The organism is Vagococcus allomyrinae, assembly GCF_017829975.1.
Taxonomy (GTDB): Bacteria; Bacillota; Bacilli; order Lactobacillales; family Vagococcaceae; genus Vagococcus_D; species Vagococcus_D allomyrinae.
In genome coordinates, this window is sequence record NZ_JAEEGA010000017.1 from 72,121 (window position 1) to 88,308 (window position 16,188).

Consider the following 16,188-nt stretch of genomic DNA (forward strand, 5'->3'; position numbering starts at 1 on the left):
CCATCACTCTTTCTCTCTTAATTGTTTTATTCCAGATAGGATAAGATTTGCTAAAAAGTCATATCCCTTTAAAGAAAAATGCAAACCATCCTCTTGTAATAAGGACTCAGGATCTCCTGTTTGAATCATCTCAGCTTGCACATTGACAAATAAAACACCGGTTTCCAGCGCCACTGCTTCTGCCCCTAAAACGAATCCTCTCATCTGCTCCAAAGGTCGATTATGATTATATCGCTGACTTGTGTAGGGAGGTGACAGCAACAATACTTTGAGAGGCCCAATCCGAGAAATGATCTCGTTTAAGTTTGCCTGATACTCCTCAATGGCTATGGGACAATCAATCGCCCCATCATTGGCTCCGAAAAAGACTGTCACATAGTCTGGATTGTAGCGTAAGACAAAGGTCGCCATGCGCGCTAAACCATCGGCAGTCGTATCCCCCGGCATCCCAGCATTCACGACCTCAATATCCGCTAACCCTCGTTGGACAGGCAGCGTCAGTAAATCCGTTATCTCATGCTCGAAATAGCCGGCTGTGATACTATCGCCAAAAAGAAATAATTTTTTCACCTGAACCCTCCTAGTTTTAAGTTATATGTTATAATTCAGCTAGATATATCCTGTTTAATCCCCAAGATAACGAACTCTTAGGAGATTAAATGATAGTCTTGATTGACAAGGGTTAGATATAGAGTTCCTATTTAAATAATCATCCAATGGAACTATCTGTTTGATTAGTTAACATAATGTATATAGTCTAATTATAACCCATATAATAGCACGCTAAGGGAGTTTTGAATATGTCAAACATAAAATATTGTCGAGAATCACGGGTTATCCAGACTCATCGGGTCTTTCCAACAGATTTAAACTCACACGGAACGTTATTTGGCGGTAAGCTTATGGCCTTAATAGACGATACCGCCTCCATTTCGATCACCCGTCACTGTCGTCGTAACGCCGTCACCGCTTCAACAGATCGTTTGGACTTTCTGCATCCTATTGGAGAAAATCACTCTGTTTGTGTGGAAACCTTTATCACCGGAACTGGAAAAAAATCCATGGAGGTTTTCGCTAAAATCATCGGCGAAAATCTCATTACCGGCGACCGCTACCTGGCTGCCACCTGTTTCATGACTTTCGTTGCCGTCCCCTCAAAAGAAAGACCTGAAACAGACTTTACTGTTCCCACCGTGGAACCTGAGACAGCCGAAGAGCAGATGATTTGCGGCGGCTATCAAGAACGTCGGACACACGGGTTAAAAGAATTAGCCTTTCATGAGCAATTTTCAAAAACCGTTTCCCTGGATGTGCCCTGGAAATAACCTCAGCAAAAAAGCTGAACGAATGAAGACCTTTTCAAAGAAAAAAATGAGAAATTCTTAACAAAATTCGACTTATCTAAGAAAAAGTAAGATATTTAGCCTATATTATGATAAAATAAGCCCATTAGGATTTCCCCAAATGATGACCAATGGAGGATCTAACAAGATGAATAGCTCGAAAAAGCATTACCAGTTTTCACGAGAAGAGTGGAAAAAATTTTACCGGAACGGTATCCCCCCTCTAACAGAAGAAGAACTACAAGAAATCAAAAGTTTTAACGACCGCATCTCTCTTCAGGATGTGCAAGATATTTATATGCCCTTGACTCACTTGATTCATATATATATGAAAGAATACGAATCCTTGCAGTTAAGCAAAGGTCTGTTTATGCAGTCCTATCAGCGGCACACCCCTTTTATTATTGGCATTGCCGGAAGTGTGGCTGTTGGTAAAAGTACCACTGCTCGTTTATTACAAATGATGCTTTCACGTATCTTTAAACGTCAGAACGTAAAATTGATTACCACCGATGGCTTCCTTTATCCTAACACCATCTTAGAAGAACGTGGTATTATGGATCGCAAAGGCTTCCCTGAAAGCTATGATATGGAATTACTCATTGCTTTTCTCGACCAAGTAAAAAGCGGCCAAGAAAACATTGAAACACCTGTCTATTCACATGATATCTATGACATTATTCCCGGAAAAGCTGAGATTGTTAATGAACCAGACATTCTCATTGTCGAGGGAATTAACGTCTTGCAGTTGCCGATGAATCAACAAATATACATCAGTGATTTCTTCGACTTTTCACTCTTTGTTGACGCTGAACCAGAACTGATTGAAACTTGGTACCTCACTCGTTTTGAAGCTCTTTTGGACACAGCTTTCCAAGTACCAGGCAACTTCTATTATCCCTATGCCATTGGCCCGCGAAAAGACGCCTTAGATATGGCGAGACAAGTCTGGAAAGACGTTAACTTAAAAAATTTAGAAGAATACATCTTACCAACCCGCAACAACGCCGATGTGATCTTGCATAAAACACACGGCCATGAGATTGACAACGTCTCTCTCACCAAGTATTAAACACATGAACAAGCGAGCCTTGCTCGCTTTATATAAAACTAAATTAAGATAAGGGTGAAGTTACGTGACAGTTGCCGACATGACAACATTAGAAAAAGTTATTGTACTAGACTTCGGAAGTCAGTACAATCAATTAATTACGCGCCGCATTCGTGAATTTGGCGTCTTCTCTGAATTGATGAGCCACCGCATTACGGCTGAAGAAATCAAAGCCATTGCTCCAAAAGGCATCATCTTTTCTGGCGGACCAAATAGCGTCTATGGAGACAAAGCTTTCAAAATCGATCCAGAAATTTTCAAACTGGGAATTCCAATTTTAGGTATTTGCTACGGCATGCAACTAATGACCCAAGAATTCGGTGGCGTTGTTGAAGGTGCCTCTAAAAAAGAATACGGCCAAGCCTTTATCGACATTCAAAATACCAAAGCCGGCTTGTTCAGTGGCTTACCAGAAAAACAACAAGTTTGGATGAGTCACGGCGATTTAGTCACAAAAGTACCAGAAGGCTTTAAAGTCACAGCTACTAGCACTGACTGTCCAATCGCTGCCATGGAAAACACAAAGTTAAACTTCCATGCCGTGCAATTTCACCCAGAAGTTCAACATTCAGAATACGGCAATGACATGTTGCGTCACTTTGCCTTTGACATTTGTGGCTGTACAGGCGACTGGTCAATGGGAAGCTTTATCGACATCGAAATCGCCAAAATTCGCGAAACCGTTGGCGACAAAAAGGTTCTACTTGCCCTATCAGGCGGCGTAGACTCAAGCGTTGTTGGAGTTCTCTTACAAAAAGCCATCGGCGACCAATTAACTTGTATCTTCGTCGATCACGGCTTATTGCGCAAAGACGAAGGCGCTCAAGTTATGGAGATGTTAGGTGGAAAATTCGGCCTGAATATCATCAAAGTAGACGCCCAAAAACGTTTCTTAGATAAACTAGCTGGTGTATCCGATCCAGAACAAAAACGCAAAATCATCGGTAATGAATTTATTTACGTCTTTGATGATGAAGCCACAAAACTGGAAGGCATTGAATTCCTAGCCCAAGGCACGCTTTACACAGACGTGATTGAAAGCGGGACTGAAACAGCCGAAGTGATTAAATCTCACCACAACGTTGGTGGCTTACCAGAAGACATGCAATTCAAATTAATTGAACCATTAAACACACTATTCAAAGACGAAGTTCGCGCCGTTGGAACCGAGCTTGGCATGCCTGATCACATCGTTTGGCGCCAACCATTCCCAGGTCCTGGTTTAGGTATTCGTGTCCTTGGTGAAATTACCGAAGAAAAATTAGAAATCGTCCGCGAATCTGACGCTATCTTACGTGAAGAAATCGCCGCTGCCGGTCTTGACCGTAGCATTTGGCAATACTTCACTGTCTTACCAGGCATCCGCAGTGTCGGTGTGATGGGCGATGGCCGTACCTACGACTATACGGTTGGTATCCGTGCCATTACCTCAATTGACGGCATGACGGCTGACTTCGCTCGTATCGACTGGGATTTATTGCAAAAAATCTCTGTTCGTATCGTAAATGAAGTGGCTCATGTTAACCGCATCGTGTATGATATTACGAGTAAACCACCTGCAACTGTGGAGTGGGAATAACAAACAAACCTCTATAAACGCTGTCTTATCAGTGTTTGTAGAGTGGTTTTTTCTTTGTGGGCACACTTTGGTCACAGTTTCTTTCACTTTCTTTTTTCATCATTAACAAATTGATTATTATGTTTTTCAATAAAATTTTTGTTAGCAAGTTTTACATCCATCAACCCCGTTAAATTTTTTCCTATTCATTTATTTATTTTGAATCCCTGTTTCCCCAATATTCATTTTATTTGGGGGATAAATAAAAAACCTGTGAAAAGAGCCTAAGACGATATAAAATAAAGTCCTGCAACAATTCTGAATCCACTGCGGCCTTCATCAACGACTAAACGCGAAATAGAATTCAAGCCAATAATCAATTATGTTCTGATTATTGTTCCAAACTCTTTTCAATTATTCAATTTTGCCATTCTAAAAATATCCGAGATTACCTTGCCCTACCGCTTCAATTACTTTTTATTCTTTCCAGAAATTCTTCTGGTTTATACACAATCAAACCCGATTTCTCAAAATCTTTCGCATTCCGTGTTACCACTAAATCAATACCATATCTCTTACTGCAAGCCACCGCCAAAGCATCTTCATAATCTGACATTTCCTCTCTCAAAGCATTAAGACAGTCTTCCTTATCTACTGGTAAAATAGCCATTGTCTTAATTAATTTTTCAATTTCTATTTTTGCCTTTTCTTTACCTTGATACTTTTCAATCAAATAAAATATATCCGTTACCATATTTGCCGTAACGACTCCTTGAATCACACCATACACTGAAGCCAAATAAATATCCTTGGCATTTCGATAAGTCACTTCATCTCGTCTAAATAAATAGTCCAACACAATATTAATATCAATTAAGACTTTCATATTTACGCAACCTTTCCTCTTTTCGTTCCTTACGTAAATCATGAATGTCTATCGCCTCATTCATATCACTTAAAATACCGCCAAGAGACTCAACTATTTTGATCAATTCTTCTTTATTCTCTGACTGTTCAATCATTAACTTCTTCTTGCCAAACTCATCTTTCACTACCGTTAAAGATAATTCTTCTATATTCTCAAAATCCACCAATTTCAAAATATCTTTAGGAATGCGAATTCCTTGGCTATTGCCCCACTCGTTCAGCTTAATTTTTACTTTTGCCATTTCAATAAAAAAATCCTTTTCTTTCATTTCCACTGGATACCACATCCTCTCAACTCTATTATAGCAAAGTATATACAAAACGTATATCCATAAAATCAATAATTTTTATCCCTTTTTTACTTACACTCTAACTTTCTCTCGCTTCTCCAATATCTCTATTTTTTGTTCTATTGTATCCATACTTAATACAAATATTTCATAGAATGATTGAAACATTATCGCTTGCGAATGATACTCTCTCACAATCTTCTTCTTGTTTAAAGGGATAGCTTGATTTTCAAAAAACTCGTTTACCAACGCCAAAGGTTCTTTCCAAGAAACTAGACGTTCCAAATACTCCTTTAACTCATGTAAATCCTGTTTAGTAATAGCTTTTAGAGGTTGCTTATTATCTGCCAATAATTTTTTTCCTTTTTGCTTTTCCATTTTACTTCCCCTTTCTAAATCTCTATGCAATAATTGCATAAAAGTCAATTCACTAAAATAATTTACTTAAAAGTACAATAAGACACTTTTATATCCTTTCAAACTCAGTCCGAAACAACTCACCAAGCTTTAAGCAATATCCAAAATTATTCTACTAGTTGTAATTATCTATGAAACTTAAATGAACGGCACACTTCTTATCAAAACAATTCAAATACATTCTATTCTTAACTCACTTCCATTTTATGCGCTTATCGCATAAAAGTCAATATGCAATAAACGCATAATGTAAAATTAATCTGAGGTGATATTATGTACCATCGAATTCGTGATTTACGTGAAGACAAAGATCTAAATCAAAATCAACTTGCTCAGCTGCTAAATGTCAGCCAAACCACTTATTCTCGTTACGAAACAGGCAATTTGGATATTCCCACCTATTCTTTAATAAAGTTAGCTAACTATTATTCAACAAGTGTCGACTATCTTTTGAATCTTACAGACACTATAGAACCCTATGAAAGAAAAGAATAACCTTAAATTAATTTCATTTTCTTGAACCAATATATTTTTGCCACAACTAAATCATACAATTCCATACAGTATTTGGAGCGACTAAGGGTCCACTTTGCGGACATGGGTTTTAATTTTGTAACTTGATCGGAAACATAAAGAGCCTCATCACATGCTGACGAGGCCTTTTATGTTAAATAAAAAATAGAAAGTCACATCAAAACACACGACTCTACGAAGATAACCTTTTAGATAGGAATTAATAAGGAATCGACAAGATATCGATTTGTATTTTTCAATCTAAGCACTGCTTGTCAACATAGTTCATTTGAATGAAACTTCTAACAGATTACTAAGAAAAGATTCTCCACTTAGCAAACGGACTTCAGCATCATTGAAAACATATGTGTTCGATTTTAGCTTTCGTAAAATACCTGACATTAACTTATTAGCTTATCTACTAATTCTTTAGCTAGGTTTTCAACACGGATGGGACGCACACTTTTCATAAATATTCCAAAAAATTTTAATAGCGGAACCATTTTTGCCATACTGTCATTGCGATCCTTGCCGTACACAAGAGTTGGTTCAACATAGGCCACTTTTTTGCCACTCGATTTCAACAGCAATAGGATGTCAGCTTTCATCTTAACAAAGCTTTTGGGTCCTAATGTTCCCCCAATAAAGCCGATTTTAGCGACACCAAATTCTTCTGAAAGTGACAGCATGACTTCCGCTGGCAATCGATTAATTCTCACCAATTCATCTGGATCTTTTTCTGGCCGACCAACAAAATCTACAATGCAATCAGCATCATTAGGGAATACTTTTTTCACAGATTCATAATTGGTAACATCGGCTCTGACATTTTTAATTTGTGAGTGCTGCAATTTGTTTTTCCCTGAACGTGAAACCACGTAAAACACCACTTCATTGTCTCTGTTAATCCATTCCTCTGTAACAGCTCTTCCGATATAGCCGTTTCCTCCCAGTAAAACAATCTTCCGCATATTATCCTCCTCAAGATTTACAGCATTTAGACGTTCAACCTGTAAGATCTTTTCTTTTTATCTTTACACTAGATAGTATGAATATTATACTTAGTATCAAAATAGATAACAAGTACGCAGAATTAGTGTACTAAGTATTGTTAAGCATACTAGGAGGAACACTTATGAACATGACAGAGGAACAATTTATTAAATCACTCATCGCTTTACCAGCCAATGAAAATTGCCCAATCAGAAAATCTTTAGATTTATTCAGTGGAAAATGGCGCACTTGGGTTCTCTTTGAGTTATGTAAAAAACCAGCCTATCGATTTGGCGAATTGCAAAGAGCGATCCCAAAAATTACCAATACGATGTTAACCTCAACTTTAAGAGACCTAGAAGGGATGGGCATTATTACTAGAAAACAATTTAATGAAATTCCTCCCCATGTTGAATATTCATTAACAGAAAGCGGACACGCATTAACGCCAATATTTTTTGAAATAGCTAAGTGGGCGGATACGTATTTACCTGTGGAGAATGACTAAACTCATATGATAAGATGACCCCGAGTCTCACTTAGAAATTATTCGCTGAACTGATGGCCATCGTAAGAAAATTTATTTATCCATATCCCTGAGGCCAATATTTTTACGAAGAAGCCAAAAATAGCCCTTGATAGCACAAAGGTGTTCTTTGCTATCAAGGGCTACTCTATAAAGGTCTCTGAAGGTCAAAAACTAATAAAAACAAACTTTTTTGATCCCATTACTAAAAAGATTCGCGATAATGTGTAGTTGTTTTAACATAAACCGTCTGTTCATTCCGCTGGGTATTATTTTCCAACTTATCAATCAAAATTTCACTGGCTAAAACACCAATCATAAACGAATCTTGTTCAATGGAACTAATCCGTGGACGTATCATGCGAGTCCAAGCCGGGTTTTCATACGTGCCTAACCCAAAGTCTCTTGGATAGGTCATCGACAGATGTTCTGTAATCATCAAAAAATGTTCTAACACTGGTTCATTCATGGTAAAAAAGCCAATTTTTTTCTGCTCTTTTTTGGCAAAAATCCCTTTAATTCGCTCAACTGCCTCTGCATCATCCTCAGGTATTTCAATTAAGAAGTGATCATTTTGAAGTTTTAAGGCTTTCTTAAAACCTAAATAACGTTCATTTCGCGTGCTGATATTTTTTAACGGCCAACTAACAAAGTAGATGTCGTCATAGTTTTGTCCCTTCATTTCCGACACAAATTCAAAGACACAATCAAAATTATTAGATTGAACCGTAAGTGCCTCAATACTATTGGGCTTACGATCAATAAAAATGGTTGTTCCCTTGTCCAACATTTTATATTCATCCTTATCAGGATCGACTGGGTCGATGATTAGACCTGAGATCCCTCGATCTAACAACGATAAAATGCTTGAATTTTCTTTGTGGCTATCATTAGCAGAATTGGCAAAAAGCAAGCCGTAATCATGCTTATTAGCTGATTCTGAAATTCCAGAAATAATAATTGAGGTGAATGGATTTTCAATATCAGAAACAGACACTCCAATTAATTTAAGATCGGATTTAACGAGGCCTCTAGCCACTGAACTTGGAGAGAAATTGGTATGAGCGATAACCTTTCCCACTTTAATTCGAGTCTCGGCACTCATCTGATCAAAACGTTCATTTAAATAATTCGACACCGTACTAACTGACACATTCGCAAAATTAGCAATATCTTTAATTGTAAGTTTTTTATTTTTCATCGTCTCGTATTAAACGAAGATCCTCCTCTAGCATTTCTTTGGTTCCATTATACTCTAAAGTTAGATCAATGTTAGCTTTAAATTCAGTTAACAGACTTTGCCAAGGCAATTCTCCTGCCGCTAAATTGGTGACGACTAATTCACCTGCTTCATCGCGATAGTTTTTTAAATGAATGTAATCGGTGTAAGGAGCCAAACGGTTAATAGCTTCGGTCACTGACGTTCCCGTCCAAAGCCAATTCGCTAAATCGAAACAAAAACCAATTTCAAGCGCCCTTTGCTGACAAAAATCAAAAAAATGCTTAATGTCCTCCAAATGGCAATGTTCTCTTGTTTGATTATTTTCAACGTTGATCTTAAGGGGAAACTTAGTAAGCCGCTTTAAATCGACTAGACAAGTCTCAGTCAACTTATCAGGAAGGCTACCAAAATTAAACTTAATGCGCTTTGCGCCTAAAAGTACAGCTTCATTTAGATAGTCGTCTAACTTCTGATTAAGTCTCCCTGCTTGAAACATTTCATCATTAATACTGTAAAACAACGTAAGATCACGACTATTTGCCGCTATTGCTAAGTCGCTCAATTCACCTTCAAGACAGCTTTCAGCTAAAAATTCCCGTCTAATTTCCACAACTTCGACACCTAATGCCGCAATCAGTGGGATTAATTCAACTTGCTTTCGCCCCTGAGAAAGGGCTTCTTTAAATGCGATGGTATTTATGCCAAGTCTTCTCATCTGACTCACCTAAACTGAGTGGCGTCGTTGGCCATAGTAAGCATTCTCACCGTGTTTTCTATAATAATGCTTATCCAATAAAAAAGAAGGAAGTTGATTATCTCCTCCATTTAACATTTGTGTACGATAAGCCATTTCGGCAATGGCTTCTAGCGCAATCGCATGGTTAACTGCAGCCATGGCATCTTGTCCCCAAGTGAATGGTCCATGATCATTAGTTAAAATACCAGGAACGGCTAGGTGATCCCTAGCTTCGTCTTCAAAATTCTCAACAATCGTTTTTCCTGTGTTGAGCTCGTAGGCCGTTTCAACCTCGTTTTGAGTTAACGAGCGAGCAACAGGTACCTCTCCATAAAAGGTATCCGCATGAGTGGTCCCATAAACGGGAATGCTAAGACCTGCCTGAGCAAAGGATACCGCCCATTTAGAATGAGTATGAACGATGCCGCCAATGTCCTGCCACTGACGATATAGAAAAACATGGGTTGGCGTATCACTGGACGGATTTAATTCCCCTTCAATGACCTTCCCAGAAAGGTCGACTACTACCATATCAGATGGTTGCAATTTCTCATAAGGCACACCACTAGGCTTAATCACCACATGATTGGTCGTTGGATCAATTCCACTGACATTCCCCCACGTTAATGTTACTAACTGGCTGTCAAAAAGGGCCATATTCGCTGCATAAACTTGTTCTTTTAATGACTCCAACATCTTTTATTCCCCCGTATCTGATATTTCTCAAACAATGGCGAAAAAAACGCCTGTGCTTCTCGAATTCGTTCCAATGGTTCATCATCTTCTTCTGACCACATTTCAATAGTATAACAGCCATCATAATCAAGATTCGTTAACAATTGGAACAACCCATCAAAATCAACCACACCTGAACCAAAGGGCACATCTTTAAATTTGCCTGGATAATCAGCTGTGACAGCAAAACTATCTTTCAAATGAACGTGGGTAATCAAGTCCACATGTTGCTCAATATCCGTCGCCACATTTTCGGGTGACCAAGCTGATAAATTCCCCAAATCAGGATAGGCTTGTAACCAAGGTGATTTAATTCGCCGTTTAATTTGGTAAATTTTTTCTAAGCTATTTATAAACGGATCATCCATTGTCTCCAAATCTAGCATGACATCTTTAGTTGCCGCATATTTCACCAGCGTTGCCAAATTCATCATAAAAGCTTCTCGTGTTTTGACACTTTTTTCTTCATAAAAAACATCATAACCTGCTAATTGAATGTGCCGAATACCCAGTTTTTCGCAAAGATTGATGGCTTGTTTCCCTATTTCCAAAGATTTTTTTTGAATCGCTAATTTTTGCGCTCCCAAGGGATAGCGGCGATGAGCAGACAACATCAATGTTCGCAAAGGAATTCCTGTCTGTTCAACAGCCCAACGAACTTCGGCTATTTCAGCTGCCGTCCATGACAATCGCGCCAGTCGTTCAGCTGATTCATCAATTGAAAACTCTAAAAAATCAAACCCAAGCTCTTTTACTAAGGTTAACTTTTCAAGCCAAGATAATGCTTTAGGTAGTGCTTTTTCATAAATGCCGATTTCTGCCACCTTCACCCCTCCATTTCTCTATTTATCTTGTTTAGGTCATCCCAGATTGTCATATGGGAATAAATTATTTTCTTGTATAGTCGATACTTTTTCTGGTAAATGTCCCGGAAACTCGCTCTAGGCTCGAACCTCTTTTTAATCCTCATAGTCTGAGCCATTACTGTGGCTATCTCTGACTCATTCCCTAAAGCATAGACAGCTAAGATCATGCCCCCTAAGGCCCCCAGCTCAGTTCCTTCCACTGTTTCGACTGGTATGTTGATAATATCCGCAAATAACTGAGCCCATTGAGCTGAATTGGCCGCTCCACCAGATAATCGAATCACCTCTGGCAGCTTACCTGTGGCGATTAATTGCTCCACGTGTTGTTTATGTCCAAAAACAATCCCTTCGTAAACGGCTTTGATCATCTCACTTTTGGAACTAGTACTACTTAGACCAATGAAGCTAGCCTTGGCCCCTTGACCACCGTTAGAGCCATAAAGGAAAGGCAAATAATACATTTTAGCAAAGTCGGGAGAGGTGTTAGCAAGCAATTCCTCCAGATCATCATAGATCGTCTTATGGTTCTCAAGCGCCCGTTGTTTCTCATCGGACAACAGGATATCAATCATCAGCTCCAAGTTACCTGCTGAAGTAGCACTAGAAGCCTCAATCAAATAACCATATTCGTTAAAAAAGCTGGGCAATAACGACATCATTAACTGACTACTTGGCATAATTGGCTTAGCACTGGGGTAAACATTAATACTCCAAGTACCAGCGATCAAACTAAAACTAGCCGAGTTCAGAACACCTGTCGCCAATGTGCAAGCCTGAATGTCAAACAAACCACCTAAGACAGGTGTCCCTTCAGGAATTCCGGTCCGTTTAGCAACTTCTTCAGAAACTGTGGCCTGATGGTCAGTAGCATCAATTAACGGTGGTAAACAGCTTTTCATTTCAGTAATGTCAAAGAATTCAAGAATACGATCATCATATTCTTTCGTCTGAAAATTAACTAAATTATTGCCAGACGCATCCCCTCTTTCTTGTTTTAAAGAGCCTGTTAATTGATAGCGAATAAAATCTTTCGAAGATAAAAACCAACCAATTTTTTCGTAAGTTTTTCGCTCATACTGCTTCAACCAATACAATAGTACTGGTGCTTGCGCCCCAACAATTGATTGATTAGTCAAAGGCCACAGCTCCTCAATTCTTTCACTAAATTTTTCAGCGAGTTCTTCCCCACGCTCGTCAGTTGACAATATCCCTTGCGTAAAAATGTTTCCTTGTTGATTCAGTGGATACAGTCCTTTACCATGCCCCACAACTGAAATCGCTATGATTCTCGTTGGATCTAAGGATTCCTGTTCCACAGCCTCAAGAATCCCTTGTTGGATCGCTTCCCAAAATTCATGCAAGTCAATTTCACGAAATCCCCGTTTCACTTCCACTCCTTTCGTTGGAAAGGAGGAAACAGCTAACTGTTTCCCCGTTATATCATGAATTACCACCTTGGTTTTCGTCCCACCAGAATCAATTGTTAAAAAAAGAGTTTTTTCATTCATGATCAACACTGTCCTTATGCTCTATTTTTCATTACAGGATCTTCTGCCTCGGCGATAGAAGTCACTGCCTCTTGATTAAAATAAACTTTTTGCGCATTGTGATAAAAAACATCTGCTAATTCTTGCTCAGTAAAGATATCCGTTTGTTCCAGCCAAGTTGCCAAATGGTGATAACTATTAAACGTTGCTGACCAAGGAGCATCGGTTCCCCATAGCAAATGATCTGCCCCGATTATTTCTTTAGCTAAACGCACCACTGCTTGAGATTTTTCGAAAGGGTAAACTGTCTCACCATCGATGTCTTGAATGGCAGAAATATCCGAATATAAATTAGTAATCCCTTGCCACTGTTCCAACGCCGCTCTTAATCGTTCCAAGTGTGCCACATGAGGAAAAGATAGATGACAAACCACAAAATTTAAGTGAGGATAACGTTTAGCTAAATGAGCCATCGCTTCAGGTTGATAACTAATTTGGTCATAGTTGCCGTAGTCAACTGTTAAAACAAAACCAGGATAATCAGAAATAAATGCTAAAATTTGTGAGACTCGAGAATCCCTATCCAGTTTGAACGGTGTCGTGCCATGGTAACCGTGTAAACCACCACCTTCGCTAATTTCTAGCTTTAAGGCTCTAAAGCCTAAATCTTCCACATGGCGACGCACAATTTCCAAATAATTTTTAGCAAAAATATCTACTGAAAAAGCCCCAATAAACCGATCAGGATACTTTTTAATAGACTGCCACGTATAATAATTTTGATAACCATTAAGGCTTCCTTGTAAGACGACAGCTTTTTCAATTCCCTCTTGATCCATCAATCGAATGACTGCTTCCGCTGTAAAATCCGTTTGACCGTAATCATCTGGAAGTAAATGAATAAGTGTACCGTCATCCCAAATCGCATCGCCATTTCCCAGCATATTTAAGCGACCATTACCGTTAAAGCCTGAAATCGTGTTAACTAAGTGTAAATGTGCATCAATCTTCTTCATTGGTTATTCCTCACTTTCACTATTTAAAAAGATTTTGTCATGACTTTCATTCACATAGCCGGTATTTTTATCGGCCATTGCAATTAAATATTTCCAAATTGACGCCCGTTTCGTCCGTAACAACACTAAACTAGCCAGATAAATGATAACAACTGCCCCGATAAACAATGGATTTTGTGAAACAAAAGCTAAGAAAATCAAACCGTTCAACGGACGAGCAATTAGGTTAAAACTCGTAATCAAGACGACGCCCGTTGGCAAAGCTGGACCATACTGGGCCACGGCTTGGGTATACCACTCTGCAATTGGGGAGGCGATATACAAACCTAAACTAAACCAAACCATCCCGTTTAAGATAGCCTTTAGCATATTTCCACGAGATAGAGCGATAAAGGGTTGAATCATAAAAGGTAACGCAATCAGATCGACTACTGGCATTGTCCGATTACCTGGCAAAATAAAGGCAATAATTACCATAATCGGAATCAAAATAGTCCCAGCAATAATAGTCGCTGGTTCACCGAAACCAACTCCATCGTCAACACCAATAAACCACCGTTTGGGACTAAATCTCGACTCCGTTTCATCTAATTCATCTGACTCTTCGATTTTCATGGCTTCTGCTAATGGAACAAAGGCTTTGGCGAAAACACCAGTAATTAATGGAAAGATTGTCATCACCGCCGCTAAAGAAATCGAAAAGTTTAAAATAGAGCCCCAAGCCGAAAGTTGATTTAATTCTTTGATGTTCGCTAAAAAGCCAATAATAAAGCCTAGTAAAGCACCTAACGTGGCTGGTTCACCAAAAACGCCTAATTTCTTTTTAAATGCTTCTGGCGTCATTTTAACTTTATTAACACCTAATAAATTCCATATCGGGTCTAAAATAATCGCCGGAATAAACATTTCAGTATTATGCAGTGAATTAATTGTCGCATTCGGCACCCCATAATAGGCTGACCAGCTATCAGCCAACATTTCCGAAATAACCAATGAATACAACAGCATAAAGGTCATCAGGGCAATGGACAACCACCAGCTACCTGTTGCAACATAGGCAACTGACCCCCAAATCATAAAACCAAAATTATTCCACAAATTGGCAGGCGCAAAAATTTTGGTGATTTTAAACGTAAATAATACGACTTGTAAAATCAAGGCAATAACGAAGAATGCAAGTCCTACTGTTGACCCAAAAGCCGCAACTGAGCCAGCCTGCCATCCATTATCAAAAATCGGCAAATTAATTCCTGTACTATCAACTAATTTCGAAATAACACTTGTGGCAGTTGGCAAAAAGGAACCAATTACCCAACCAAATCCAGTTAAGCCAATCCCCGCATAAAAAGCACTCATCATCGCCTTATTTACTTTAACTTTCATGATTAACGCAACGATGAAAATCATAATTGGCACAACAATGGCGGCGCCAAATGTTGCTTGGATATTATTAATAACCTCTAAGATATTTTCCACACTTATCTCCCCCTTTTAATGACTTACGACGTTGACTGGCTTACCTTCAAAAAACGAGATAATATTAGCAGCCGCTTCCGTTGCAATTTCTTGCCGCCCAGCAACCGTACCTGTTCCAGCATGTGGCGCCATGATAACCGTTGGCAATGTCCGTAAAGCTTCACTGACCCTTGGCTCATTCTCAAAAACATCTAAGCCAGCCCCGGCAATCTCGTGATGTTTCAGAGCTGATACTAAGGCTGCTTCTGACACGATTGGCCCCCGAGCAGCATTGACCAAATAAGCTGAAGATTTCATCTTTTTAAATGTCTCTTCATTAAAAATTCCTCGGGTAGACTCAAGTAACGGCGCATGAATGGTGATAACATCGGCTTCTGACAACATAGTATCAAACTCAACGTAGGTAGCATTAGTCGCTTTCTCAACTTTTTCTGGCAATTTAACATGATCGTGATAAATAATCTTCATGCCAAAAGCGTCAGCATACTTTGCAACAGTTTGACCAATACGACCAAAGCCATACACACCAAGCGTTTTTTGATCCAGAGTCAATCCTTGATATCTTTCCTCACTGACATCAACCCAGCTGCCACTCCGGACAATCGAATCGTATTCATGAAGCCTTTTCGCAGCAGCCAAAATCAAACTAAATGTCAATTCCGCCGTCGCCACTCTAACCGATTGAGGAGAGTTTGACACCGTAATCCCTTGTTCTGCGGCTGCAGTCAAATCGACATGATCAAATCCGACGCCATTAACCGAAATAATGGCTAAATTTTTCCCTGCTTCAATAAATTCTTTATCAGCTGTCATGCCCATTAAAATAACCCCATCATATTCAGATAAATGTTCCAAAACCCACGATCGTTTAAAAGGAATCTCTGAATAGGTCACCTCGCATTTTTTTTCCAGTTCTGCTAAACCAGCTTTTGACACAATTCCTGTCACTAACACTTTTTTCATTCTAATCCT

Annotated in this window: 18 protein-coding genes; 5 read left to right on the forward strand and 13 right to left on the reverse strand. The window is 39.0% G+C overall.

Annotated elements, in window-relative coordinates; all coding sequences use genetic code 11:
- Positions 1-3: 3 nt before the first annotated feature.
- Complete coding sequence (locus I6N95_RS21250; protein WP_209531368.1) at positions 4-570, reverse strand: SGNH/GDSL hydrolase family protein; 567 nt, start codon at positions 568-570, stop codon at positions 4-6.
- Between the two features lie 230 nt (positions 571-800).
- On the opposite strand from I6N95_RS21250, the gene I6N95_RS21255 reads away from it, so the two are divergent.
- The 3 genes from I6N95_RS21255 (at position 801) to guaA (ending at position 4,033) form a co-directional block, all read left to right on the forward strand.
- Positions 801-1,325 carry an acyl-CoA thioesterase gene (locus I6N95_RS21255; RefSeq protein ID WP_209531369.1) on the forward strand — a complete coding sequence of 175 codons (525 nt, stop codon included), beginning with the start codon at positions 801-803 and terminating at the stop codon, positions 1,323-1,325.
- A gap of 166 nt (positions 1,326-1,491) precedes the next feature.
- Positions 1,492-2,415: a type I pantothenate kinase gene (gene coaA / locus I6N95_RS21260; RefSeq protein WP_209531370.1), complete on the forward strand. Its 924-nt coding sequence runs from the start codon at positions 1,492-1,494 to the stop codon at positions 2,413-2,415.
- A 79-nt stretch (positions 2,416-2,494) separates the two neighbouring features.
- Entirely contained in the window at positions 2,495-4,033 is a 1,539-nt protein-coding gene (gene guaA, locus I6N95_RS21265) for a glutamine-hydrolyzing GMP synthase (RefSeq protein ID WP_209531427.1), read from the forward strand.
- 445 nt (positions 4,034-4,478) lie between these two features.
- Here guaA and I6N95_RS21270 read toward each other — a convergent pair whose 3' ends face one another.
- The 3 genes from I6N95_RS21270 to I6N95_RS21280 form a co-directional block, all read right to left on the reverse strand.
- The gene (locus I6N95_RS21270) at positions 4,479-4,898 is read right to left on the reverse strand and encodes a type II toxin-antitoxin system VapC family toxin (protein ID WP_209531371.1); all 420 of its coding nucleotides are present in this window, start codon (positions 4,896-4,898) and stop codon (positions 4,479-4,481) included.
- Positions 4,882-5,214 carry an AbrB/MazE/SpoVT family DNA-binding domain-containing protein gene (locus tag I6N95_RS21275; protein ID WP_209531372.1) on the reverse strand — a complete coding sequence of 111 codons (333 nt, stop codon included), beginning with the start codon at positions 5,212-5,214 and terminating at the stop codon, positions 4,882-4,884. Before I6N95_RS21275 ends, I6N95_RS21270 begins: the two co-directional genes overlap by 17 nt.
- Positions 5,215-5,301: 87 nt before the next feature.
- The gene (locus I6N95_RS21280) at positions 5,302-5,607 is read right to left on the reverse strand and encodes a hypothetical protein (RefSeq protein ID WP_209531373.1); all 306 of its coding nucleotides are present in this window, start codon (positions 5,605-5,607) and stop codon (positions 5,302-5,304) included.
- Between the two features lie 312 nt (positions 5,608-5,919).
- Between I6N95_RS21280 and I6N95_RS21285 the strand changes: the two genes are divergently transcribed.
- On the forward strand, positions 5,920-6,141 hold the full coding sequence (locus tag I6N95_RS21285) for a helix-turn-helix domain-containing protein (RefSeq protein ID WP_209531374.1): 222 nt from the start codon (positions 5,920-5,922) through the stop codon (positions 6,139-6,141).
- A 419-nt stretch (positions 6,142-6,560) separates the two neighbouring features.
- On the opposite strand, the gene I6N95_RS21290 is transcribed toward I6N95_RS21285, so the two are convergent.
- The gene (locus I6N95_RS21290) at positions 6,561-7,130 is read right to left on the reverse strand and encodes an NAD-dependent epimerase/dehydratase family protein (RefSeq protein ID WP_209531375.1); all 570 of its coding nucleotides are present in this window, start codon (positions 7,128-7,130) and stop codon (positions 6,561-6,563) included.
- A 164-nt stretch (positions 7,131-7,294) separates the two neighbouring features.
- On the opposite strand from I6N95_RS21290, the gene I6N95_RS21295 reads away from it, so the two are divergent.
- Complete coding sequence (locus tag I6N95_RS21295; protein WP_209531376.1) at positions 7,295-7,660, forward strand: winged helix-turn-helix transcriptional regulator; 366 nt, start codon at positions 7,295-7,297, stop codon at positions 7,658-7,660.
- A gap of 223 nt (positions 7,661-7,883) precedes the next feature.
- Here the strand turns inward: I6N95_RS21295 and I6N95_RS21300 are convergent, their stop codons facing one another.
- Genes I6N95_RS21300 through I6N95_RS21335 form a run of 8 tightly spaced genes read right to left on the reverse strand, consistent with a single transcriptional unit; the run spans position 7,884 to position 16,185 of the window.
- Positions 7,884-8,879 carry a LacI family DNA-binding transcriptional regulator gene (locus I6N95_RS21300; RefSeq protein WP_209531377.1) on the reverse strand — a complete coding sequence of 332 codons (996 nt, stop codon included), beginning with the start codon at positions 8,877-8,879 and terminating at the stop codon, positions 7,884-7,886.
- Positions 8,869-9,615: a sugar phosphate isomerase/epimerase family protein gene (locus I6N95_RS21305; protein WP_209531378.1), complete on the reverse strand. Its 747-nt coding sequence runs from the start codon at positions 9,613-9,615 to the stop codon at positions 8,869-8,871. Before I6N95_RS21305 ends, I6N95_RS21300 begins: the two co-directional genes overlap by 11 nt.
- A 9-nt stretch (positions 9,616-9,624) precedes the next feature.
- Positions 9,625-10,332, reverse strand: coding sequence for an L-ribulose-5-phosphate 4-epimerase (locus I6N95_RS21310; protein ID WP_209531379.1), 708 nt, complete (start codon positions 10,330-10,332; stop codon positions 9,625-9,627).
- Complete coding sequence (locus tag I6N95_RS21315) at positions 10,317-11,195, reverse strand: L-ribulose-5-phosphate 3-epimerase (protein WP_209531380.1); 879 nt, start codon at positions 11,193-11,195, stop codon at positions 10,317-10,319. The genes I6N95_RS21310 and I6N95_RS21315 overlap by 16 nt, the downstream gene beginning before the upstream one ends.
- 2 nt (positions 11,196-11,197) lie before the next feature.
- Positions 11,198-12,745: an FGGY-family carbohydrate kinase gene (locus I6N95_RS21320; protein ID WP_209531381.1), complete on the reverse strand. Its 1,548-nt coding sequence runs from the start codon at positions 12,743-12,745 to the stop codon at positions 11,198-11,200.
- A gap of 14 nt (positions 12,746-12,759) precedes the next feature.
- Entirely contained in the window at positions 12,760-13,740 is a 981-nt protein-coding gene (locus tag I6N95_RS21325; RefSeq protein ID WP_209531382.1) for an amidohydrolase family protein, read from the reverse strand.
- A 3-nt stretch (positions 13,741-13,743) separates the two neighbouring features.
- Entirely contained in the window at positions 13,744-15,207 is a 1,464-nt protein-coding gene (locus I6N95_RS21330) for a PTS galactitol transporter subunit IIC (protein ID WP_209531428.1), read from the reverse strand.
- A 24-nt stretch (positions 15,208-15,231) separates the two neighbouring features.
- Entirely contained in the window at positions 15,232-16,185 is a 954-nt protein-coding gene (locus I6N95_RS21335; RefSeq protein ID WP_209531429.1) for an NAD(P)-dependent oxidoreductase, read from the reverse strand.
- Between the last annotated feature and the right edge of the window lie 3 nt (positions 16,186-16,188).